The following is a 22,247-nucleotide window of genomic DNA, read 5'->3' as shown; positions in this document are numbered from 1 at the left end:
TATATAGCCGCCCCTATTCAGCCATGCAGTACGAGCTCGGCCGCAAGACCGTCAGGCTAAGGCTGGACGAAAGGCCTTTGGTCGAGTTCGATCTTCCGAAGGGCTCGCCCGAGCCGCAGATCGACATATCCGGCGACATCGTCAAGGCCTCGTGTTGCGGCGTCGAGGCCGTGTTGAGGATAACGGTGGAGGGCGGCGCGACCAGGATATGGAAGGAGCTGGGCGTTGGCGAACACGTGTTGGGCCTCGGCGAGAGGGCCATGCCCATAGACAGAAGGAGGACCGTCGCCGTTATGTTCAACTTCGACGCGTACGCCCATCTGCCCTTCATGGACCCGCTGTACGTGTCCATACCGCTTGCTATATTCGTGAAGGGGGGCAAGGCCTTCGGCTTGTTAGTAAACTCGCCGGCCTACTCAGTCTTCGACATAGGGCTTAGGGAATATAACGCGGTAAATATAGAGGTCGAGGACAGGCCGGAGATATACCTAATATTCGGCCCGACGCCCATGGAGGTGCTGGAGACGTACTCCGACATAACCGGCAAGCCGTTCCTGCCGCCTAAATGGGCCTTGGGCTACCAGATATCGCGTTTCACGTACGAGCCTCAGAAGGCCGTGCTCGAGGTCGTGGACGCCGTGCTCAAGGAGGTTCCGCTGGACGCCGTCTACCTAGACCTAGACCACATGGACGGCCGGAGGATCTTCACATGGGATCTGCGGAAGTTCCCGGATCCCCACGGCCTCGTCTCGGAGCTCCACGAGAGGGGGGTCAAGGTGGTGCCCATATTGGACCCCTACGTGAAGGCCGAGCCGGGCTATAAAGTGTTCGAGGAGGGGCTCCGCCACTTCCTGACTACCGAAAACAACGAGCTCTACTTGGTCAAGGGATGGCCCGGCGCCTCGGCCCTCCCGGACTTCCTCAACAAGAAGGCCAGGGAGTGGTGGGCGAAGCTGGTGGAGGAGTACGTCAGGGAGTACGACGTTGACGGCCTCTGGATAGACATGAACGAGCCGACGAATATGGACGGCGATATTCTCTTCACTGGAGGCTGGGCGGAGCTGAGGAAGGCGGTGGCGCTGGGCTTGAAGCCGGGTCCTCTGAACAAGGGCGACTTGCTCAGAAGGACGGCGGCCGGCGCCGTGCATAGGCTCGACGACGGCAGAGTCGTGAAGCATGAGAAGGCCCACAACGCCTACGCCTACTTCGAGGCCATGGCGACCTACGAGGGGATGCTGAGGGCCGGCAAGAGGCCGTTCGTCCTCTCCCGCGCCGGCTACGCCGGCATTCAGCGCTACGCCGCGGTGTGGACCGGCGACGTGATAGCCTCCTGGGAGGGGCTCAAGGCCGCGTTGATGGCGGTGCTTGGCCTCTCGGCGTCGGGGGTCCACATGGTGGGCGCCGACGTAGGCGGATTCGCCGGCTATAGCGATCCCGAGCTCGTCGTGCGTTGGTACCAAGCGTCTGCGTTCTTCCCGTTCTTTAGAGCCCATAAAGGCAAGGAGGGCAACGACGTGGAGATCTTCGCGTTGCCCGCCAAATATAGGGAGGCCGTGGCGGCGGCGATAAAGCTGAGGTACAAGTTCTTGCCGTACCTCTGGCACTTGGCGTGGGAGGCCCACTTGACGGGGCGCCCCATATTGAGGCCTCTGCCGCTTGAGTTCCCCGAGGACGAGGACGCCTACGGCGTCAACGACGAATATATGGTGGGGCCCTACATACTCGTCGCGCCTCACCTATCGCCGGGCCAGAGGAGGAGCGTTTATCTGCCCGGTGGCGTGTGGATGGATTACTGGTCGGGCGTCGTCCAGCTGGGCCCGTCGTGGATAGAGGCGTCGGCCGACCTCCCGATATACGTGAGAAGGGGCTCGGCGGTGTTGGGCGACGGCTTCCTGATGATATACGGGGAGGGGAGCTGGCGCATATATCACGGCGAGGGCGAGAGGCCGCGCGTGCTCGAGGTCAAGGCCTCCGGCAACGTGGTCGAGCTTTCGGGCGATCTGGTCGAGCTGGACGAGCTGATAGTGTTGGGCGCCCGGCACTCTGAGGCCGAGGTCGACGGGGCGAGGAGGCCCGGGACAAGCGAGGCGGCGGGGACCAGGATAGAGATTGGGGGGACTGCGAGGAGGATAGTGCTCAAGTGACCGCGCAGGGCCCGCTGGGTATTTCCGCCCTTATCAACCGGCCGTAGCGGGACAAGGCCGAGTAGAGCTTGTCGACGTCGTCGGCCACGAAGACGTGCGAGGGGCCCGTGCCCGACACGCCCCCGACGGCGCCCATCCTCAAGGCCTCTATGGTCGGCGCCGGGTCGTAGCCTAGGGCGAAGCCGTAGGCTATGGCGTTTATCGCCATCGCCGTCTTCCAGTCGCCTCTAAGCGCGTAGAGCACCGCGGCCCTCACGGCAGGCGCCACCGCCCTCATCTCCTCCAGCCGGCCTCTGCCCTTGCCCCACGGCGGGATTAGGACCAGCGCGGCGCCCGACACGTCCAGCTTCCTGAGCAAGGCGTTCTCCCCGTTGTCTGTCAGCCAGGCCTCGCCCAGCGCCGAGGCCGTCGCGTCGTCGAAGGCGCCGGTGACGCTTATCCCCACCGCCTTGCTTATCTCCGCGTTGAGCCGCGCGGCGTCTAGACGGCTTAGCCCCAGCCCGAACAGCTCGTTCAAGGCGAGTATCAACGAGTTCAACGCCGCGCTACTCGACTTAAGGCCGCCGGCAGTCGGCAAATCGCCGGAGAACCTCACGGCTACTCCTCCGAACTTGAAACGCGCCCTCAAGATCTCCAGCGCTTTGTAGATCGGCGAGAGGTCGATGTCCGCATACGACGAGACGGCGTCGCCGTCGGCCTCGCAGACCTCGGCCACGACCTTAAGCGATAGGGGAAACGATGCGCCGATGCCCAAGGCTATCGCGTTCACTATGCTGCCTCCGCCCCAGGCGCAGGCCCGGGCACAACGTGGCATCAGCCCGCAGGCCTGTCGCGCCTTATGAGCCCGGCCCTCAAGGCGTGGTCGGCCAGCACAAGCGCCGTCATCGCCTCCAACGCCACCAAGGCCTTGGGAACGGTCGTCACGTCGTATCTGCCCTTGAACTCCAGCGTGTACGGCTCCATCCTAGAAAGGTCGACCGTCCTCTGGGGCTTCCTGACGGAGGGGGTGGGCTTGAAGTAGACGCGGAACCACACGGGCTCGCCCACAGTTATGCCGCCCAACACGCCGCCCGCCTTATTCGTCGCGAGCCCCACTCTGCCGTCCTTCAACACTATGGGGTCGTTGGCCTCGCTCCCCCTCATCCTGGCCAGCCTCACGCCGGCGCCCATCTCGAAGGCGACGGCGCTCGGTATCGACATCGCGGCCTTGGCAAGATCGGCCTTGATCTTGTCGAATACGGGCTCGCCGAGCCCAGGCGGCACGTTGACGGCCCACACCTCGGCGGCGCCTCCGATCGAGTCGCCCTCCCTCACCGCCTTGACTATCTCGTCGAGCATCGCCTTGAGGGCCTGGTCGTCGACGACGGGCATCGGCTTGCTCCAGGCGGCCTTTATGTCGTCCACCGAGTACTCCTTGGAGATCTGGACGCCGCCGAGCTCGACTATATGGCCCACGACCTCCACGCCCAAAATCGCCAACAGCTTCTTCGCCACCGCCCCCGCCACGACGAGCGCCGCGGTCGTCCTCCCCGAAGCCCTCCCGCCTCCCCTATGGTCGTAGTTGTCGCCGTATTTTAGGTAGTACGCGAGGTCGGCGTGGCCGGGCCTCGGCCTCTTCCACAGCTCGTCGTAGTAGCTAGAGATGACGCGTCTGTTCCATATAACGACGGCGATAGGGGTCCCCTGGGTCTTCCCGTTCTTGACGCCCGACAGTATCTCGAACTCCTCCGGCTCGCAACGCGGGTTGAGCACAGGTATATTGCAGAACATCCTCCTGTCGAGCTCCCTCCTTATGTCCTCCTCGCCCAGCTCCAAGCCCGCCGGGACGCCGTCTATGACAACCCCTATAGCTCTGCCGTGGCTCTCGCCGAATGTGGCTATCCGTAGCTCTCTGCCGAAGAACGACATATGTGGGGATGCGAGGGCGCTAAATAGCTTCTCGCAGAATAATATTTAACAAGCCCATCGCGATGTGAGGCTCTTCGCGGTGATCGGCGACCGCGTGAGGAGGTACTCGGCGTCGCCCGCGATGCACAACGCGTCTTTCAAGAGCCTGGGCGTCGACGCCTACTTCATAGCGGTGGACGTCCCGAAACACGGGCTGTCTTGCTTCGTCGACCTTGCCCGCTTCAACCTCGCGGGGTTCAACGTGACGATACCGCACAAGGAGGAGATAGCCAAGTATCTGGACGGCGTAGTGATGGAGGCGAGGGCCGTGGGCGCGGTGAACACGGTCAAGGTCGAGAGGAATCTCTTGGTGGGGTACAACACGGACTACCTCGCCGTCTACAGGCTTGCGGGGAGGTACATGGAGGGGGGCAGAGTTCTGGTACTGGGCGCTGGAGGCGCCGCGAGGGCCGCGGTGTACGCGGCGGTCAAGGCCGGTGCGGCGGAGGTAGTCGTGGCCAACAGAACCAGGGAGAGGGCTGAGTCCTTGGCCAAGGAGTTCTCCGAGAGGTTCGGCGCGAGGATCCGCGGCGTGGGGCTCGGCGATGTGGGGAGGGCCGACGTCGTCGTCAACGCGACGCCGGTCCACGACACGGTGTTGGCTCCGCTGGACGGCGCCAGGGCGTACGTGGAGTTCGTCTACAACCCGCCGAAGACCGCCATGGTCGAGCTCGCCGAGGAGCTAGGCGTCGCCGTGGTGGACGGCGTCGATATACTGGTCGAGCAGGGCGCCGCCGCCGAGGAGATATGGCTCGGCGTCAAGCCGGACAGATCGGTCATGCGTAGGGCCGTGTTGGAGTTCCTCGGAGTCAAGTAGGCACGACTATCTGCACTGCCTTACACATCTGGACCACTAAGTCGAAAAGCTGTTTGAAGTCGCCTGCGCGTTTCAGCACCTCGGCCTCTCTGCTGTCGTCGTACACCGAGAGGCCCAGCGACTTCTTCAACCTGCCTATGTCTCTGCATATCTCGAGCCTCAGCTTTAGCAGATGGATCAAGGCCGAGTCCACTGCGTCGAGCGCGGCCCTCATATCGGGTAACGACGATAGGTTGCTATATATCCCCAGCGAGGAATATATAGCCTCCATCGCCCCATAGCTCAGCTGGCCCGGCGCCGCCGGCGCGTCCAGAGCGGCGTATGTGAAGGGGGCCCCCATGAGGGGGGCGAAGATTCTGGACATAACGCCGAGGGGGCCCATGGCGAACGCCACCACGGGCTTTCCGCCGCGGCCTACCAGCGACAAGACCTTGAAATTGTCATCCCAGCTTCTGGCCGTAGTGGCTATCTTCACCACGTCCGCCCCGCCCTCCTCGGCCTCGCGGACCCATCCCCTCAGGATCTCGAGATCCGGCGTCCCCCCGAAATCGTGTCTGCTCAAGATAGCCTTGGCGGGCCCCTTGGCCCTCACCACGTCCTCCCTTATCTTTGCCGCGAGCTCGACGTCGACGTACTGCGGCGCCGCGTCGAGAGCCTTAAGGTAGACGGAGAGCCTCTCCTCCTCCGAGCCCTTGAAGTGGCCGCCCTCAGCGGGCGATCTGACGGTCACTATCAAGGTCTTCGACCTCGCCAGCTCGCCCAACAGATCGACGACGGGGGCGAGCTCGCCCCTATAGGGATCTAGACGGGCCTCGACGCATCTGGCCGGCGACCTTAACGCCTTCTCGAGATCTCTAGGTCTCTCCACTAATACCGTGGCGCATATCAGTACCCCATATTGCCCTATCCGGGGCCCGATTTAAGGTTTTTCCCGAGATGTCTGTCCAGCCACTCAAGCTTCTGTTTAAGGTCCTCGATCCTGTGCCTCGGCTTCCCCTTCCTGGTCAGCTCGTGGGACTCGCCTGGAAACAACACAAGCTTGGTCTCGACCCCGTTCAGCTTAAGCGCTGTGTAGAACGCCACGCCTTGGTCCAGCCAAGTCCTGTAGTCCTCTATCGAGTGGATCACCAACGTCGGCGTCTTGACCCTCCCGGCGTAGAACAACGGGCTCTTCTCTATACATCTGTCCCTATCCCTCCAGGGCGTGCAACAGATCTGGTCCTCGACGAAGTACCACCCTATATCGGTGGTGCCGAACATGGATATCCAGTCGCAGATAGATCTCTGGGTTATCGCGGCGGCGAAGCGGTCCGTGTGGGTCACTATCCAGTTGGTCATGAAGCCGCCGTAGGATCCCCCGGCAACCGCCGCCCGCCTCTCGTCAAGCTCGAAACGGGCTAAGACGTAGTCCACGGCCTCCATCAAGTCCTGGTAGTCCCTCTCGCCGTACCTGCACCTTATGTCGGCGAACTCCTCGCTGTAGCCGTCGGATCCTCTGGGGTTCGTGTAGACTACGGCGTACCCCTTAGAGGCCAGTAGCTGGAACTCGAACATGAAGCTCCAGCCGTACGCAGTCTTGGGGCCGCCGTGTATGTAGAGGACCCAAGGCCTCTTCCCCGCGCCTTTAGGCATAAGCGCCCAGCCCTCTATATCGGCGCCGTCGCTCGCCTTGAAGGTGAAGTGCTCCGGCTTCAAGAAGCCCAAGGACTCCTTCGCGAAGTCGTTGAAGGAGGTGAGCCTCTCTATCCGCCCGCCCTCATACAGGTAGAGCTCCTTAGGCGAGTCGGCCGTCATGAAGGTGTAGAGGATCCGCCCGCTTCCGTCCACCGCGAACTCGTCGACGACGCCCTCGCCGCCTATCACCCTCTCGACCTTCCCGTCCATATCGACTCTGTAGAGCTCCGCAGAGCCCCCGACGGTGGCCACGAAGTAGACGAAGTCGCCCGCCCACTGGACCACGGGGGCGTAGCTGGGCCCCCTCACGTCGCTGTTGAGGGTGTTGACCACGTTCCTGTCGAAGTTGCAGGTAAGGCACCGCTCGGATCCGTCGAGCCAATAGACGTAGATTCTGTTGTGCGAGGCGAAGCCCCTCGGCATCTTGTGGCCAGCCACGGCGACCGCATCCGACTTGGGGCTCCAAGCCACGTGGTGGGCCGACTCGAGCCCTCTGGCGAGGACCTTATGGGTCTTGGCCGCCACGTCGTAGACGACCAGGTCGACCAGATAGGGCCTCAGCTGGTCTCTGGCCACGGTATAGGCTATGTAGCGCCCGTCGGGGCTCCAGGCGGCGTGCCTCACCCGAGCCCAGCCCTCGGTCGCCGCCTTCTTCACCCCGCTCGCGGCGTCGACCAGATATAGGTGTGACTCGACGTTGTAGGAGAAGCCGAAGTCGTTCATCCAGAGCGGTAGCCCCTCCACGTGTTTCACGTCCTTCTCCGGCCTTCCCCTGTAGGCGACCACCGCGAGCCTCGAGCCGTCGGGCGACCACGAGAGGTCCAGGACGCCGAGAGGGAAGTAGGCCAGCCGTCTAGGGACGCCGCCCCTCTCCAATATCCAGAGCCCTATCCCTCTGGACTTTTTGCCCAGACCTCGCCGGGATAGAAAGGCGATGCGCCCATCCTTAGGCAAAGGCGCTATGTCGGCCGGGCCGGGGAGGATCGCCCTCTTTTCCAGACTGGACAGATCCACCTCCCAAATCGACGAGTCGTACCTATCCTTCTTGATATTTATCTTGGTATATACGAAGTACCCCCTGCCGCCGTCGAGGGCCGGGTTGGAGATCAAGACGAGCTTGGCCAAGTCCTTTGGCTCCATGAGGTGCGGGGAAAGCCCCTAATAATAGATTTCCCTCAAGCCCCGGCGCCGGGCAGGTCGCCGGCGCACTTGGGCCGAGGCCGTCGGGCGGTCAAGCGCCCGGACACGCCTCGTTTAACAAAGACAGGGCGGTCAACAGCCTGTCCTCCGGCAACACCAGCGCGATCCTCGCGTAGTTGGGCGAGCCGAAGACCTCTCCCGGCAACGCCGAGACTCCGCGGGAGAGGGCCCTCTTCAAGAACTCACTGCCGCTGCAGCCCAGACGCGGGAATATGTAGAAGGCGCCTTTGGGCTCGACGAACTTTAAGCCCAACGCCTTCTTGGCGATCTCGACCCTCCGCCTGTATATCTCCGACAGCCTCGCGGCTATGCGCGGTATCTCGGGCACCAGAGGCGCGACGGCCCTCTGCAACACAGAGGGGGCCGAGTTGACGGTGGCTCTGTTGAATCTGACGACGAGCCTCGCGACGTCTCTAGGCGCTATGACTGCGCCCAGCCTGAAGCCGGGAACGGAGAAGACCTTGCTGAAGCTGTAGACCACGGCGACGTTCGGGGACAGCTTCAGAGGCGACACGAACTCGGCAAACGCGATATCCCTATACACCTCGTCGCTTATCACAAACTCGGCGACGTCCACAAGCTCCTTGACCTTCCCTCTGTCCAGCACGGCGCCTGTGGGGTTGTTGGGGTAGTTCACGAGGTAGACCCCGCGTCGGGAGAACTCGGGGGTCCAGCCGCGGCCCTCTTCGGCGTCTACGAAGTCAAGCCTTATGTCGAACGCGGAGGCTATCTCGAGGTAGCCGGGGTAGTAGGGCCTCGTCGTTATTATCCCGGCTTTCCTGAAGGCCCACATAAGTGCCGCCACGCCGTGCCTCCCGCCGGCGACCACCACGACCTCGTCCCTATCTACGCCGAAAAGTCCGGCGATCGCCTCCCTGAGCTCGGGCAGACCCTCGGAGGGGCCGTACGGCGCGTCTCTCATCTGTCTTAAAGCCTCCATCACCTCCCTCGGAGGCTCGACGTCGGGCTCGCCTATATCGAGCCTATAGGCAGGCCTAGCCTTGTTTATCTCGGCCAACGCCTCCACTATATCCATCGCCACCGCCACGCGGCCTATTTTTAAGCAATGAGGTAGAGCGGCGCCGAGGGCCAAGTCTTGGCTATCGGCGATATGTCGTCGACGCAACCGCCTACGGACCTCGCCGCGACGAGTGCCATCAAGCATATCCTGTGATCTCCGTGGCACTTGAACTCGACGTCTCTAGCCCTCGGAGGCCCTTCGACGAACAAGGCCCCGTCCCTATATTCGGCGGAGACCCCCATCCTGCCCAACACGTCCCTTATGGTCTCTATCCTGTTTGACTCCTTATACGCAAGGTGCTCCACGCCCCTCAACGCGCTACGGCCCGGCGCGAAGGCGGCCAGAAGAGCCGCCGGAGGGGCCAAGTCAGGCGCGTTGGACAGATCGACGTCGATAGGCCTCGCCGGCGCCCCCTCCGCGGATACGACGTTGCCAGACACTTTAACCGAGACCCCAGACTCCCTGAGCACGTCTATTATCGCCTTGTCGGGCCCCTCCCCCAGCCCGCCCACCGAGACGCGGCCTCCGGTCACCGCGGCGCCCACTAGCAAGAAGGCCGAAAGGGCGTAGTCCCCCGGCACCTCGACGGAGCCCGGCGACTTCAAGGGCCCCTCGACGACGATCTCGCCGTCCTCTATCCGGACCCTGCCGCCGAATCTTCTGAGGACGTCTGCCGTTGCCTCCACGTACTGCCACGACTTCCTCCCCTCCACCCTAATGCGCCCGCCCTCCTCGGCCACGGCCGAGAGGTACATAAGCCCGCTGACGTACTGCGAAGTGATGTCGCCGCGTATGGCCACGTCCACGCGTCTGACTCCGCCGCTCTTGATGAGCAAGACACCCGGCATCCAGACGACCTCGGCGTACCTCCTCAGCACGGCCACCAAGTCCTCCAGAGGCCTCCTGCTGACCTGCTCCGAGGCGTATATCACCGTGGCGCCCTTGATGCCGGCGTAGAGGGCCGCGGCCACCCTCAACGTGAAGCCCGAATCCCCGACGCTGAAGGCGCGCACGGGCTCCGGCTCTCTCCTCCCTATCACGGCCCTCCGGCCTACGAGCGATATTTTCGAGATAGGCTGTGCGGCCCTCAAGGCGGCCACTACGTCGTCGCTCAACTCCAGCGGCCCCACCTCGGTGGAGCCCTCGGCGAGCGCCGCGGCCAGTATGTAGCGTTGGCTCAAGGGCTTAGACGGCGGCGCCGCGAAGTCGCCAGATATGGGGGAGGGCCTTACGCAGAGCATCAATAAACGAAACCCGCGTAATAAAAACAAAAGCCCGCGGTGTCTCCATTCTTGTTTCGCCTGGATCTATCGGCGCGTGGCCGCCCGAGCCGCTGGCTGTGGAGGGCTAGAGGCCGGTGCATGTACGGAGCCTATACAGACAGCCGCCGACTTACGACATTCCCTACTACGTCCCCTCCGCGCGAGGGCCACCCGTTTACGCGGGACACCTCAGCCTCTCTATGACCTTCTTGACCGATTCGAGCGGCACTTCCTCCAGGACCCATCTGCCTATGTCTGTAGGCACCGGCATGAGCAGGCGATCGCCCCTCCTCTTCTTGTCGCGCTCCACCAGGCGTTTGGCCTCCTGCACGTCGTCCGGCCCCAGGCAGACCTTCGTCGGGAGGCCGAAGGCCGTCAAGAGGCCCAAGAGCTCGTCTAGGTGCGCCTCCTTAAAGAGGCCGGCCTCGACAGCCGCGGCGCCCTCGACGGCCATGCCCACTGAGACGGCCTCGCCGTGTAGCAGACCCAGAAGCCTCTCCACCGCGTGGCCCACAGTGTGTCCGAAATTGAGCACCTGTCTCACCCCCTTAGTCTCGAACTCGTCCTCCTCGACTACCGAAGCCTTTATCTTGGCACATCTGTAGACCGCCTCCTCCAGAAGCGCTCCGTCCCTCCTCCTCAGCCCGGCCGCATTGGCCTTAAGCCAGGCGAAGAAGTCGCCGTCCAGCGTCACTCCGTACTTCACCGCCTCGGCGAAGGCTGAGGCGTAGACTCTGTCGGGGAGCCGATCCACGAACCTCAGATCGGCGATTATCACGTCGGGCTGGTAGAACACGCCTACCAGGTTCTTGACGCGACCCCAGTCGACGGCCCCCTTTCCTCCTATCGCCGCGTCGATCATGGCGAGCAGGGTCGTGGGGACCAAGGCAAGCCGCATGCCTCTCATGTACGTCCCTGCGGCGAACGTGGCTAGGTCCAACAGGGCCCCGCCCCCGACGGCCACCAAATACGTCGACCTGTCGGCGCCGCGGGACATCAGATGCTCGTACACCTTGGTGAGGACCTCCAAGCTCTTGACCTCCTCGCCGCCTCCCAGCACTAGGGCGTCCTCGAACGCCGCGCCCGAGTTGGCGTCGACGAGGTAGACCGCCCTGCCCCCCACGAACGAGCGTACGTCGAGGCCTCTGCCGACCACGAACTTCGTGGCGCCTCTGCTGTGCCGGTAGGAGAACTCCCTCATCTAGATAGGGAGATCAACTCCTCGGCCCTAGCCGCTATGTTGTCGGGGGTTAGGCCGAAGAACTGGTAGAGGTCGGCGGGGCTCTTCGCGGTCCTCCCGAAGCCCTTGACGCCCATTATGGCCATGGGCTTAGGCCCCAGGTTTATCAACGCCTCGGCGACCGCGGAGCCGAAGCCGCCGTGGACCACGTGCTCCTCGACGGTGACTATCGCCTTCACCGTCCTCGCGTAGCGCGACAGGAGCGTGAGGTCCAGCGGCTTCACAGTGGGGAAGTGCAGGACGGCGGCCGATATCCCCTTCTCCTTGAGTATATGCGCCGCGTCCAAGGCAAAGCTCAACATCTGGCCGGTTGTCAGCAGGGCGACGTCGTGGCCGTCGAGAGCGACGTAGCCCTTCCCCACCTCGAAGACCTTATACATGTCGCAGGTGGTAGGCACGTGGAAGTCCCTGCCCACCCTTATGTAGACGGGGCCCTTGACCTCGGCGGAGGCCATGACGGCCCTATACGTCTCGCAGGAATCGGCCGGCGCGATCACGGTGAAGTTCGGCAGTACGCGGAAGAGCGCCAGGTCCTCCAACGCCTGGTGCGACGGGCCGTCGTAGGCGTCGGAGAAGCCGGCGTGGGTGCCCACCAAGCGGACGGGAAGGTTGAGGCGCGCTATGGAGTTCCTTATTATCTCCCAAGCTCTGGCCATAAACGCCGCGAACGTCAAGGCGTAGGGCATAAATCCGGCGCTGGCCAGGCCCGCCGCTATGGCGGCCATTGCCTGCTCAGCAATGCCGACGTTGAAGAACCTGTCGGGGTGCCTCTCGGCGAAGAACCTAGCCCTGGTGGTCTCCCCAGTGTCAGCCACCAACACGACTACGTCGTTCCTCAAATCGCCCAGATCGGCGAGCGCCTTACCGGCGGCCTCCCTCGGCGTGAGCTCCTCGACTAGCGACATGATAGCCTGCCGGCGAGCTCCAGCGCCTCGTCCCTAGGTATCCTCTGTTTTATAGAGCCTTCGAGGCCCTGCACCCCCTTGCCCCTGACGGTCCTCGCTATGATGACGCTCGGCGCGCCCGCCTTCTCGGCGGCCTCCAACGCCTCGACGAGCTTGTCCACGTCGTGGCCGTCCACCGTCTGGACGAAGAAGCCCATCGCCTTGAACCGGCCCGCCAGATCGCCCTTCTTGAGCACTTCGTCCGACGGCCCGTCCAACTGCGCGTTGTTGAGGTCGACGATCGTCACCACGTTGCTCAAGCCGTAGGAGGCCACCACGGCGAAGGACTCCCAGGAGACCCCCTCGTCGAGCTCGCCGTCGCCCGTCACCAAATACACGCGGCCGGTGGCGCCCCTCAGCCTAAGCCCTAGGGCGAGGCCTACCGCCATGCCTATGCCGAGGCCTAGAGAGCCCGAGTTGGACACGTCGACAAACGGCGTGTCGTCCTCGGGATGGTTCTGGAGCCTGCTGCCCAGGGAGCCCGTCTCCCTAAGCTCGTCCAGGTTAAGGTATCCGAAGACGGAGGCGAGGGCGTATATGGCGTGCACTGCGTGTCCTTTCGAGAGGACCAGGTAGTTCCTCGTCGACAGCCCGTTGTGGGCGTTGAACCTCACGCGGCCAGTGCCGTACAGCGCCGTCAATATGTCGAGCACCGACAACGAGGAGCCTATATGGATGCCGGGATCGTACGCGGCCATTATGAGGAGCCTTCGCCTCGCCTCGCAAGCCAGCTCGCTCAACGACCCCACCCCGATTTCGCGTACCCCGAGGCGAGTTCCATGTCAGGGGGCAAGAGGCCCTTTTTAAACGTTACTGCCGACCGTCGACAGCCCCAGCCGCGAGAGCAACCCCACCAAGCCGTCGGCCACCGCTTGCTTCAAGGCCTGCGGTTGCAGGACGCCGTTTTTGTAGTCCTCGGCGAGCGCCTTCGCGTCCTCGTATCTCCTCCCGCCGATCTCCAGAGGGCCTCCGTACGGCACCAGCAGGTAGGCGGCCAGCTCGAAGACTGGGTTGAACTCAACCTCCCTTGGGGGACAGTAGGCCGCCCAGATCTTCTTGCCGATCTCCTCCGGGGTATCCGTGACGTAGATGGCAGACCCTGGCCGCGACTTGGACATCTTGTACAGCGCGAGCACCTCGTCTATCTCCCTGCTAGTGCCCTCCATCCTCCCGACTCCGCTAAGGGACGTCACTATGGGAGTGTGTATCGAGGCGGGCTTCTTGAGGCCCAGCTTCTCGGCGACGTCGCGCGCCAGCATGTGGGCCCTCCTCTGGTCCAAGCCTCCCAGCGCCACGTCTACGTCCAAATAGAACATGTCGGCGACTTGCATGGCCGGGTAGAGCAACTTGGAGAAGTCGAGCTCCACCTCCTCCTGGCGCCTGCCCATTATGGGTATGGCGCGTCTAATCCTGGCGAGAGACGTCGATTTGGCGACCTTCACTACGAGCTCCCAGTATTTAGGATCGGCGGCCAGCTCTCTGCCGTCCTTGAACTTGAACTTGCCGGATATTCTGGCCGCCAGCTCCCTTATTCTAGCCGCGTGCTCGGCCAGAGACGCGAAGTCGCCCTTATCGTTTATCCAGGCGTGCCACGTGGCTTCGAGGAGCAACACCTCGAAGCCGGCCTCCACGAGGTCCCGCGCCTTGAACATCCATATCAGCCAGCCCACGTGCACCGGCCACACGGGCTCGTAGCCCACGTAGGCCCTGCCGCCGATCCTCGACCTCACCTCCTCCTCGGTTATCACCTCCACGGCGTTTCTGGTCACCAGATCAAGGACCATGGGCCAAAGTATAGAGTTATTAAGAAGTAATGCCGAAGATATATAAGCCGTCGCGGTCCCGACCCCATGCTTTACGCGTTCAAGGACCCGGAGAGGGCGAAGGCCCTTAAGGAATATCTAGATCGGGAGGGCATATCATCATGGTATATAGAGGCTTGGGGCTACTACATAGTGACGGCCCCTCCAAACGCCAAGGTCAAGCCGCCTGTCAAGGCAGACGTGGAGGTGGACCTAAAGGGGGAGTACCAGCTGGTGTCCCGGGCGTGGAAGAAGGAGCCCACGGCCGTGAAGATAGGCGACAGGGAGATCGCCGAGGGCAAGATCTTCGTCATAGCGGGGCCGTGCTCGGTGGAGAGCAGAGAGCAGATACTCTCGGCGGCGAAGGCAGTCAAGGAGATGGGCGCCCACGCGTTGAGGGGAGGCGCCTTCAAGCCGAGGACGTCCCCCTACTCCTTCCAGGGGCTGGGCGAGGAGGGGCTGAAGCTGTTGGCCGAGGCCAGGTCGGCCACCGGGTTGCCCGTGGTGACCGAGGTCATGGACGGCCAAGACATACCGCTGGTCGCGAAATACGCCGACGCGCTCCAGATAGGCGCCAGGAACATGCAGAACTTCACGCTTCTGAAGAAGCTCGGGAAGGCGGGGAAGCCGGTTCTGCTGAAGAGGGGCTTCGGCAACACCGTCGACGAGTGGCTGGCAGCCGCCGAGTACGTGGCTCTTCACGGAAACGGCGACGTGGTGTTGGTGGAGAGGGGCATAAGGACCTTCGACAGGACTCTCAGATTCACGCTGGACGTAGGTGCCATAGCCTACGCGAAGCAGGCGACCCATCTGCCCGTGATCGGCGATCCGAGCCACCCTGCGGGCGACCGCCGCTTCGTCATACCGCTCGCTCTGGCAATACTGGCGGCCGGCGCCGACGGGCTGATAGTCGAGGTGCACCCCGATCCGGACAAGGCGCTGAGCGACGCGGCGCAACAGCTGACGTTCGGCCAATTCGGGGAGTTGATGGAAAAAGCGAGGGCTTTGGCGAGGGCTCTGGGGAAAACCCTAGAGTAGCCTATCCGCCATTAGCTTGTAGAAGTCTATCACCGACTTCCCGTCCTTCTCCACAGGCTGTATCGCCGGCGGTATCTTCATGTAGTTGGGATCGTACATGGACGCGTACCTCTCTTCAAACGTCGGCACCAGCTCGTTCTTGTACAGCACCCCCAGCGCAAATCTGTCCGGCTCGAGGATCTTCTCTATGGCCCGCTTCCTCTTCTCGTAGTCCTCCTTCTCGTCGTGGACGACCGGATCCCAAGTGGGGTCGTTGTCGAGCTTGTAGACCCTCTTCTCGTACCACTCCCTCGTCATTATGTTGTTGTACGTCACGCAGGGGCTGAATATCTGGACTATCGCCGAGCCCTTGTGCAGTATGGCCTCCTTGATTATCTTCGCGGTGTACTTTATGTCGTAGCTGTAGGCCCTGGCTATGAAGGTGAAGCCGGATGCAAGCGCCACCAACAACGGGTTGAGGTCGGCGTGCGGGTTGGGCTTCGACAAGGCCTTGGGCTGCATGCCCAGCGGCAGTGTGGGCCCCGCCTGGCCGCGCGTCAGTCCGTAGACCGCGTTGTCCATGAGTATCACCGTGAAGTCGACGTTTCTGCGGCCCGCTCCCAGTATGTGGTTGCCGCCTATCGCGAAGAGGTCGCCGTCTCCGCCGACGACGATCACCTCCAGGTTGGGGTTGGCGAGCTTGAGGCCTATGGCGAAGGGTATGGCCCTGCCGTGGATTGTGTGGGCCGACACGGTCCTCACGTAGTGCGGCAACCTGCTACTACAGCCTATGCCCGAGACTAACACCGTCCGCGTCGGGTCCATGTCGAGCTCGGCGAATACCTGCAACAAGGCCTGCAATATGCCGAAGTGGCCGCAACCGGGGCACCACTCGGGCGGCTTGGTCCACTTGTAGTCCTGCGGCGTCCTCTTCAGCGATACCTTGATGGTCGTGGCGGCGGTCATAGGTCCCACTCCAGCTCTATCCTCTTCTCGCCCTTGGCGAAGCGGTCGTAGGCCTCCAACACGTCGTCTGTCGTGATGGGCCGCCCGTTGTACTTCACGGCTACCCCGTCGGCCGAGATCCCCGTGTACATCCTCACGAGCAACGAGCTCTGGGCCGTGTAGTTGCCCTCTATGAACAACGTCTTCCTGCCCTCCAAGTACTTCCTCACAAGGTCGGCGGGGAACGGATAGAGGAGCCTCAACTGCAGGAAGCCCACTCCCGGCAACTTCTCGAGAGCTGAGAGTATCTGCAACTTCGTCGTGCCCCACGAGACTATGACGGTGCCCGCGTCGGGAGGCCCGTAGTAGCGGACCTTGTCCTCGTCCGGTATCTCCCTCATAATCGTCTCGATCTTCCTCATGCGCTTGTCGTACATCTTCTTGACCATCTCCGCGTCCTCGTCGGGGTCGCCCTCGGGGTCGTGCTCGAGGCTCACCACGTGGTACACGGCCTTGGATATACCCGGCAGATATCTAATAGGCAACCCGTCCTTCGTTATCTCGTACCTATTGGCGTTCCTCTCCTCCGGGAACACCACGGGCTGAGGCCGCTCTATTCTCACCGAGTAGGGATCCGGCGCTGGCATCACCGCGAACGTGTTGGAGAGGTCCTTATCCACCAAGTGGATCACCGGCACCTGGTACTTGTCGGCCCAATTCACGACCTTTATAGCGTCGTAGAACGCCTCCTCTAGATCCCCGCTGGCCAGGACTATTTTGGGGAACTCTCCATGGCCTATGAACAACGAATAGAAGAGGTCGTGCTGGCCGGTCCTCGTAGCGAGGCCCGTGCTCGGCCCAGCCCTGGACCACAGTGTGAGCACGACGCCCAGCTCCGCCATGCCCAACATGGATATGGTCTCCGCCATCAAGCTCATGCCGGGGCCCGACGTGGCTGTCGCCGCCCGCGCCCCCGCCATTGCCGCCCCCGCCGCCGCCGCTATAGCGGCCAGCTCGTCCTCGGTCTGCAGAACCACGGCGCCCACGCGCTCCATGGCCTTGAGGTCCTCCGAGACGGGCAGGACCGGGTAGGGCAGTTTCCTCTCGGCGAACATGGGGTCGTCGGTGGATGGGGTGATCGGGTAAAAGGATATGAACCTCACCCCGCCCACTATCTTGCCGACGCTCACCGCCTCGTTCCCGTTCCAGTAGATCCGTTTAGTCTCGGGCGTCCTGGGCGCCAGAGTCTCCACGCGCTCCGTCACCATCTTGCTCACCTCGGCGGCGACCATCTTGTTCTGCTCTATGACCTCCTTCTTCCTCCCCAACGCGAAGGCGACGCCCCTCTCCACATACTCGACGGGGAGGCCCAGGAGGGACGCGCCCACGGCCACCACGAGCGTGTTAACGAAGCGGGACAGCATGACAGGGGAGGTGACCCCTATCTTCCGCCCCACGTCCAGCAATATCTTGTTGAAGGGCAACCCCACCACCTTCACTCCCTGTGATTTCATGTACTCCACCGCGTTCTTGACGGTGGGCTCGAGCCCCTGCCTCTTAAAGAAGTCGGACAGCCTCTCCACCGCGGTCCTAGAGATCATGGTGAACGACTCGAGGGTCTTCCCGTCCTCCTCTGTGTTGTAGACGGCCACCCCGCCTCGCTCTACGTGGAATATGTGTTCGAACACGGCATGCCCGTCCATGAAAAGCGCGAGCCTCACCTTGTTGCCTATGCCGCCGGGGGGCCATCGATCGGCTATCCTGCCCACGAAATAGCTGTGCCTCCCGCCCGCTATGTTGGACCAGAACTCCCTTCTGCCGTAGACGTAATACCCGGCGGAGCCCACTGCATAGATCAGCATTATCGACGCGGTCTCGACGCCCTTGCCTTGAGGGCCGCCGACCAAGAAACTCACCTCAACCATTAATGTTTCTGTAAATTTGTATATTTATATTTTCTCATTAAACTTAGTCCACAATAATTTATTATAAGTAAAGCGAAAAACTATAATAAATATAATTGATTAATTTTTATATTAAATAATTTTATCAATATGATGATTCGGGTACTGCCTTAAAATGTAGCAAGAAGTGCGGCCGGGACACTCGCCGCGGACCGCCCCCAGCCTGCCCAGCGCCGCCTCGGCGCCTGCGAACAAGACGTAGATATCCCCCAGGTCGCTGGGGCTCAAGCCGACGAGCAGGTAGAGCTCCTCGGCGTCGAGCGCCTCGACGACGGTCGCTTGGAAGCCCAGAAGCTCCGGCGCGAACCTCAAGCCGAACCTCAACGCGTCGACGAGTCCGTCCAGCCCCGGCCTGCGCCTTACCAAGACCCAGCTCCTCTTAACCGTCAGCGACGGCGCCTCCAAGTATATGTAGAGCAGATTCTCGATGGGGGATACCGCCTTGTCCAGCCCGGCCGCGTCTGTATATATCCTAAGCCCGGAGCCGCGCGACATATTGCGACACGCCCGACAGCACGAGCTCGGTGCCCGTGGTAGCTATAATCAACGCCATGAACCGCCCCAATGCCCTCGCCGGTATCGGCCCGACAGCCTTCACGAGTCTGGCACCGGCATAGAGCGTGGCGATGGACAACGCGGAGGCCGTCAGCGACCCCAACAACGTGATAGCCGGGCCGTAGATCGTCGAGTACAATATCAGCGTGGTCATTGTGCCGGGCCCCACTATAAGCGGCGTGGCGAGCGGCACCACAGCAGCCTCTTCCAGCTTGCCGCCCAACGTGGCGGTGCTCCCGTGCACCAGCGTGATCACCGACGTGGACAGGATAATTATGCCGCCGGCTATCTTGAACCCGACTATGTCTATGTTTAGAGCCGAGAGGAGCGGGCCCCCTACCAGAGAGAATATGGACGAGAGCACTATGACCGCGATTGCCATAGCCCTAACGGCCTTCCTGAACTCCTGAGGGCGGTCCATGGCCATCTCGCCGACTATCCCCAGCTTGCCTATGGGGTTCTCTATGGCGTAGATCTGTCCTACCACCTCCACGAACTCGAGAGGGGTCACGTCTAAAAATCCCGTTTAAAAATGTAAAAACGACGCGCCGCCGAGAACGCTTATATCCCGCGGCGGGCTATGCTCCGTGGGCCTCGTCTACGTGGACATAGTCGTGAAGCACGGGGACAGGAGGAGGGACGTAAGGGCCCTAGTCGATTCGGGAGCCACGTACACCGTGTTGAGGAGGGACGTGTGGGAGTATCTAGGGCTTAAGCCGATGGGCGAGATGGAGTTCGTCTTGGCAGACGGCACGACGATAAGGAGAGGCATCTCGGAAGCTCTAGTGGAGCTACCCGGCTACGGCGAGAGGCACACCCCCGTAGTCTTGGGCGAGAGCGAGGACGAGAACCTCCTCGGCGTTGTGACTCTGGAGATCTTCGGGCTGGTGCTCGACCCCTTTAGGAGAGAGCTTAGGCCTATAAGGGCCTTGATGAAGTAAAAAAGGGGGTTATTTCTTGGGCTTAACCGGAGGCGGGCCTAGGAACGCGCCGGCCGGCTTCCCCCACATCTCAGCCAGGACTTGGGCAAAGGCGGTGTACCAGGCGGCCAACGCGGTCAGTATGCCCACATAGCCCCCGGCCACTGTGGCGCCTGCGGCTAGGAGGAAGAAGGTGATCCACAAGAGGAGGAACACGACGAACAGAGCCGCGTTGGCCCTAAACGTGCCTATCCACATGACGAAGGTAAATATGCCGAAGGCCCACAACACTATGGGGACGTACGGCAGAGACTGCGGGAAGAAGGCCACCGTGAGGTAGAACCACTCCCAGAAGGCGCCGTATGTGAAGAAGGCCACGTAGCCGAATGTATTGCCCTTGAAATACTCCAAAATACCCGCGACGAGTTGCGCCAAGCCTCCGTAGAACGCGGCCAAGCCGAGCACCACAGGCACACCCTGCCCGCTGAGGAGGCCTGCGTTAAAGCTACTCAACACAAGCGTCGTCAACGCGAAGCCCGAGAGGCCTAGAGGCGCCGGATTTGCCGTACTTCCGTTTGCCATATACTTAAGATATCTCGGATTTTAAAGTATTGATACTGAAGAAATCCCCTTTAATAAAGTAAAAATAGATATTCTTTACAAAGATTTATTTTATTATGATACTTCCTTCTTTAACTCCTCGTACGCCCTCTTCGCCTCCTCCACCGACGTCTCGTCCTCCAACGTCGTCACGTCGCCGAGCGGCGCCCCGGTCGCCACAGCCCTCAGGAGGCGCCTCATTATCTTGCCGGAGCGCGTCTTGGGGAGCTTCGTGACGAAGTATATCTGGGCCGGCTCGGCGATGGGGCCTACGGTGTTGCGTATGTGCTGGCGGAGCTCCTTCCTCAGCTCGTCGGTCCCGGCCACGCCTTGCTTCAACACGACAAACGCTATGGGTACTTCTCCCTTTATTGGGTCTGGTATGCCTATTACTGCTGCCTCCGCTACTGCTGGGTGGGATATGAGGGCTGACTCTAGCTCGTAGGTGCCTAGGCGGTGTCCGGCGACTTTAATCACCTCGTCGGCTCTCCCCAACACCCAGATATAGCCGTCCTTATCCTTAATCGCGTAATCCCCAGCATAGAACATACCCGGAAACCTACTCCAGTAAGTCTTAATATAGCGCTCTGGATCGCCCCAGATGGTCTGGAGCATGCCGGGCCACGGCCTCTTGAGCACTAGATAGCCCTTGACGCCCGGCGGTACGGGCTTGCCGTTGTCGTCTACTACGTCCGCCTCGAAGCCGGGAAGCGGCGGGCCGTTCGTGCCGGCCTTCATAGGCACCAGGTAGAGGCCCGGCGCGTGCGATATCACTATGCCCCCAGTCTCCGTCATCCACCACGTGGAGCCGAAGGCCACGTTCTGGTAGCCGAGGTTGGTGTAGGCCCACCTCCACGCCTCGGGGTTTATGGGCTCGCCCACCGAGTGGATAATTCTGAGAGTTGACAGGTCGTGTTTCCTGGGCCACTCCTCGCCGAACCTCATGAAGGTCCTTATGGCGGTCGGCGAGGTGTACAGCACGGTGACGCCGTACCTCTCAATTATCGACCACCAGCGGTCGGGTTGCGGGAAGTCTGGAGCGCCCTCGTACATCACCTGCGTAGCGCCCATGAGCATGGGCCCGAGCACTATGTACGAGTGGCCGGTGACCCAGCCTATGTCGGCGGTGCACCAGTATATGTCGTCGTCCCTCAAGTCGAAGACCCACTTCATGGTGGCGTAGACGTGGACGGCCCAGCCGCCCGTGTCGTGGACTATGCCCTTGGGCTTCCCGGTGGTGCCGGAGGTATACAGCATGTAGGACGGGTGAGTGCTCTCTATCCTCTCGGGCTCGACGTAGGCGTTGTGCGGCACCCCGGCCATGGCCTTGTCCCAGAACCAGTCTCTGCCCTCCGTCATGGGCACGTCGTTGAGGCCGAGCCTCTTGTAAACTATGACGTTCTCCACCGAGGGCGCCTTCTCCAGAGCCTTGTCCACGATATCCTTAAGCCTCACTACCTTCCCCCTCCTCCAGAAGCCGTCCGCCGTTATCACGAGCCTGCTCTGCGAGTCGTTTATGCGGTCGGCCAACGCGTCGGCCGAGAAGCCCGAGAACACCACGTTGGTTATGGCGCCTATCCTCCACGCCGCGTACATGGCTATGGGCAACTCGGGTATCATCGGCAGATACAGCGTTATGCGGTCGCCCTTCTTTATGCCGAAGTTGTTCCGCAACATGTACGCCACTCTGTTTACTTCTCTCCATAGGTCGTAGTAGGTGAATTTTCTCCTGTCTGTGGGGTATCCTGTCTGGTCTACCGGCTCTCCTTCCCATATCAGCGCCAGCTTGTTCTTACGCCAAGTCTTGACATGCCTATCAATAGCCAGATAGGAGAGGTTCAGCTCACCCCCAACAAACCACTTATAAAACGGCGGATTAGAGGCGTCAAGAACCTTCTCCCAAGGCCTAAACCACTCAAGCTCCCTAGCGATGGAGGCCCAGAACTCCTCAAGGTTCTCGACCGATTTCTTGTGGTATTCCCAGTAGGTCTTGATATCTATAGTTCGCGATCGCCACTTATCGTTGTATATATACTCATCGAACGGTAGGTTCTTCTCTTCGAGAGACATAGAGATTCTATATTGATGAACCTTATAAATGTTCCTTCAAAAATATGTCAATTTATTTATTTTGAAAATTAAGCAAACTTCATACTAACTATCAGGTTATTCTCTATATAATAAAATTTTTTATA

The 22,247-nt window shown here is 61.5% G+C and carries 20 protein-coding genes; 4 read left to right on the top strand and 16 right to left on the bottom strand.

From position 1 onward, the window contains the following. Positions 1-23: 23 nt before the first annotated feature. A complete protein-coding gene (gene malA / locus TUZN_RS08525) occupies positions 24-2,144 on the top strand; it encodes an alpha-glucosidase MalA (RefSeq protein WP_013680558.1) in 2,121 nt (706 codons plus the stop codon). Here malA and TUZN_RS08520 read toward each other — a convergent pair. Next, positions 2,137-2,958, bottom strand: coding sequence for a shikimate kinase (locus tag TUZN_RS08520; RefSeq protein ID WP_052886202.1), 822 nt, complete (start codon positions 2,956-2,958; stop codon positions 2,137-2,139). The genes malA and TUZN_RS08520 overlap by 8 nt on opposite strands. Beyond that, positions 2,958-4,052: a chorismate synthase gene (aroC, locus tag TUZN_RS08515; protein ID WP_013680556.1), complete on the bottom strand. Its 1,095-nt coding sequence runs from the start codon at positions 4,050-4,052 to the stop codon at positions 2,958-2,960. Before aroC ends, TUZN_RS08520 begins: the two co-directional genes overlap by 1 nt. A 64-nt stretch (positions 4,053-4,116) precedes the next feature. Here aroC and TUZN_RS08510 point away from each other — a divergent pair, with 64 nt between their 5' ends. Beyond that, positions 4,117-4,908, top strand: coding sequence for a shikimate dehydrogenase family protein (locus tag TUZN_RS08510; protein ID WP_013680555.1), 792 nt, complete (start codon positions 4,117-4,119; stop codon positions 4,906-4,908). On the opposite strand, the gene TUZN_RS08505 is transcribed toward TUZN_RS08510, so the two are convergent. The 8 genes from TUZN_RS08505 to TUZN_RS08470 form a co-directional block, all read right to left on the bottom strand. Further along, positions 4,901-5,776 (bottom strand): type I 3-dehydroquinate dehydratase, encoded by an 876-nt coding sequence (locus TUZN_RS08505; protein ID WP_013680554.1) that lies wholly within the window; start codon positions 5,774-5,776, stop codon positions 4,901-4,903. The genes TUZN_RS08510 and TUZN_RS08505 overlap by 8 nt on opposite strands. A 35-nt stretch (positions 5,777-5,811) precedes the next feature. Beyond that, positions 5,812-7,722, bottom strand: coding sequence for a S9 family peptidase (locus TUZN_RS08500; RefSeq protein WP_013680553.1), 1,911 nt, complete (start codon positions 7,720-7,722; stop codon positions 5,812-5,814). Positions 7,723-7,813: 91 nt separating this feature from the next. Beyond that, positions 7,814-8,818: a pyridoxal phosphate-dependent aminotransferase gene (locus tag TUZN_RS08495; RefSeq protein ID WP_052886200.1), complete on the bottom strand. Its 1,005-nt coding sequence runs from the start codon at positions 8,816-8,818 to the stop codon at positions 7,814-7,816. Positions 8,819-8,841: 23 nt separating this feature from the next. Then, positions 8,842-10,044 (bottom strand): 3-phosphoshikimate 1-carboxyvinyltransferase, encoded by a 1,203-nt coding sequence (locus TUZN_RS08490; RefSeq protein WP_013680551.1) that lies wholly within the window; start codon positions 10,042-10,044, stop codon positions 8,842-8,844. A 196-nt stretch (positions 10,045-10,240) separates the two neighbouring features. Further along, positions 10,241-11,266 carry a 3-dehydroquinate synthase gene (locus tag TUZN_RS08485; RefSeq protein ID WP_013680550.1) on the bottom strand — a complete coding sequence of 342 codons (1,026 nt, stop codon included), beginning with the start codon at positions 11,264-11,266 and terminating at the stop codon, positions 10,241-10,243. Continuing rightward, positions 11,263-12,210 (bottom strand): transketolase family protein, encoded by a 948-nt coding sequence (locus TUZN_RS08480; protein ID WP_013680549.1) that lies wholly within the window; start codon positions 12,208-12,210, stop codon positions 11,263-11,265. The genes TUZN_RS08485 and TUZN_RS08480 overlap by 4 nt, the downstream gene beginning before the upstream one ends. Next, a complete protein-coding gene (locus tag TUZN_RS08475) occupies positions 12,201-13,004 on the bottom strand; it encodes a 1-deoxy-D-xylulose-5-phosphate synthase N-terminal domain-containing protein (RefSeq protein WP_148678633.1) in 804 nt (267 codons plus the stop codon). Before TUZN_RS08475 ends, TUZN_RS08480 begins: the two co-directional genes overlap by 10 nt. A 48-nt stretch (positions 13,005-13,052) precedes the next feature. Then, positions 13,053-14,033 (bottom strand): tyrosine--tRNA ligase, encoded by a 981-nt coding sequence (locus tag TUZN_RS08470; RefSeq protein ID WP_013680547.1) that lies wholly within the window; start codon positions 14,031-14,033, stop codon positions 13,053-13,055. A 66-nt stretch (positions 14,034-14,099) separates the two neighbouring features. Between TUZN_RS08470 and aroF the strand changes: the two genes are divergently transcribed. Next, on the top strand, positions 14,100-15,089 hold the full coding sequence (aroF, locus tag TUZN_RS08465) for a 3-deoxy-7-phosphoheptulonate synthase (RefSeq protein WP_013680546.1): 990 nt from the start codon (positions 14,100-14,102) through the stop codon (positions 15,087-15,089). Here aroF and TUZN_RS08460 read toward each other — a convergent pair. The 4 genes from TUZN_RS08460 to TUZN_RS08445 all read right to left on the bottom strand — a co-directional run bounded on the left by TUZN_RS08460 (position 15,081) and on the right by TUZN_RS08445 (position 19,043). Next, on the bottom strand, positions 15,081-16,034 hold the full coding sequence (locus TUZN_RS08460) for a 2-oxoacid:ferredoxin oxidoreductase subunit beta (RefSeq protein WP_013680545.1): 954 nt from the start codon (positions 16,032-16,034) through the stop codon (positions 15,081-15,083). The genes aroF and TUZN_RS08460 overlap by 9 nt on opposite strands. Next, positions 16,031-17,938 (bottom strand): 2-oxoacid:acceptor oxidoreductase subunit alpha, encoded by a 1,908-nt coding sequence (locus TUZN_RS08455; RefSeq protein WP_013680544.1) that lies wholly within the window; start codon positions 17,936-17,938, stop codon positions 16,031-16,033. The genes TUZN_RS08460 and TUZN_RS08455 overlap by 4 nt, the downstream gene beginning before the upstream one ends. A 111-nt stretch (positions 17,939-18,049) precedes the next feature. Next, positions 18,050-18,472 carry a hypothetical protein gene (locus tag TUZN_RS08450; protein WP_013680543.1) on the bottom strand — a complete coding sequence of 141 codons (423 nt, stop codon included), beginning with the start codon at positions 18,470-18,472 and terminating at the stop codon, positions 18,050-18,052. After that, positions 18,450-19,043: a MarC family protein gene (locus TUZN_RS08445; protein WP_013680542.1), complete on the bottom strand. Its 594-nt coding sequence runs from the start codon at positions 19,041-19,043 to the stop codon at positions 18,450-18,452. Before TUZN_RS08445 ends, TUZN_RS08450 begins: the two co-directional genes overlap by 23 nt. Before the next feature lie 76 nt (positions 19,044-19,119). Here TUZN_RS08445 and TUZN_RS08440 point away from each other — a divergent pair, with 76 nt between their 5' ends. Next, positions 19,120-19,473 carry an aspartyl protease family protein gene (locus tag TUZN_RS08440; protein ID WP_013680541.1) on the top strand — a complete coding sequence of 118 codons (354 nt, stop codon included), beginning with the start codon at positions 19,120-19,122 and terminating at the stop codon, positions 19,471-19,473. Positions 19,474-19,482: 9 nt separating this feature from the next. Here TUZN_RS08440 and TUZN_RS08435 read toward each other — a convergent pair whose 3' ends face one another. Then, positions 19,483-20,034, bottom strand: a complete 552-nt coding sequence (locus TUZN_RS08435; protein WP_013680540.1) for an acetate uptake transporter — start codon at positions 20,032-20,034, stop codon at positions 19,483-19,485. Between the two features lie 93 nt (positions 20,035-20,127). Next, on the bottom strand, positions 20,128-22,122 hold the full coding sequence (gene acs / locus TUZN_RS08430; protein ID WP_013680539.1) for an acetate--CoA ligase: 1,995 nt from the start codon (positions 22,120-22,122) through the stop codon (positions 20,128-20,130). Positions 22,123-22,247: the final 125 nt, after the last annotated feature.

The sequence above is a fragment of the Thermoproteus uzoniensis 768-20 genome (assembly GCF_000193375.1).
Taxonomy (GTDB): Archaea; Thermoproteota; Thermoprotei; order Thermoproteales; family Thermoproteaceae; genus Thermoproteus; species Thermoproteus uzoniensis_A.
The sequence above is the reverse complement of the archived record's forward strand: the minus strand, read 5'-3'. Positions and strand labels throughout refer to the sequence as shown.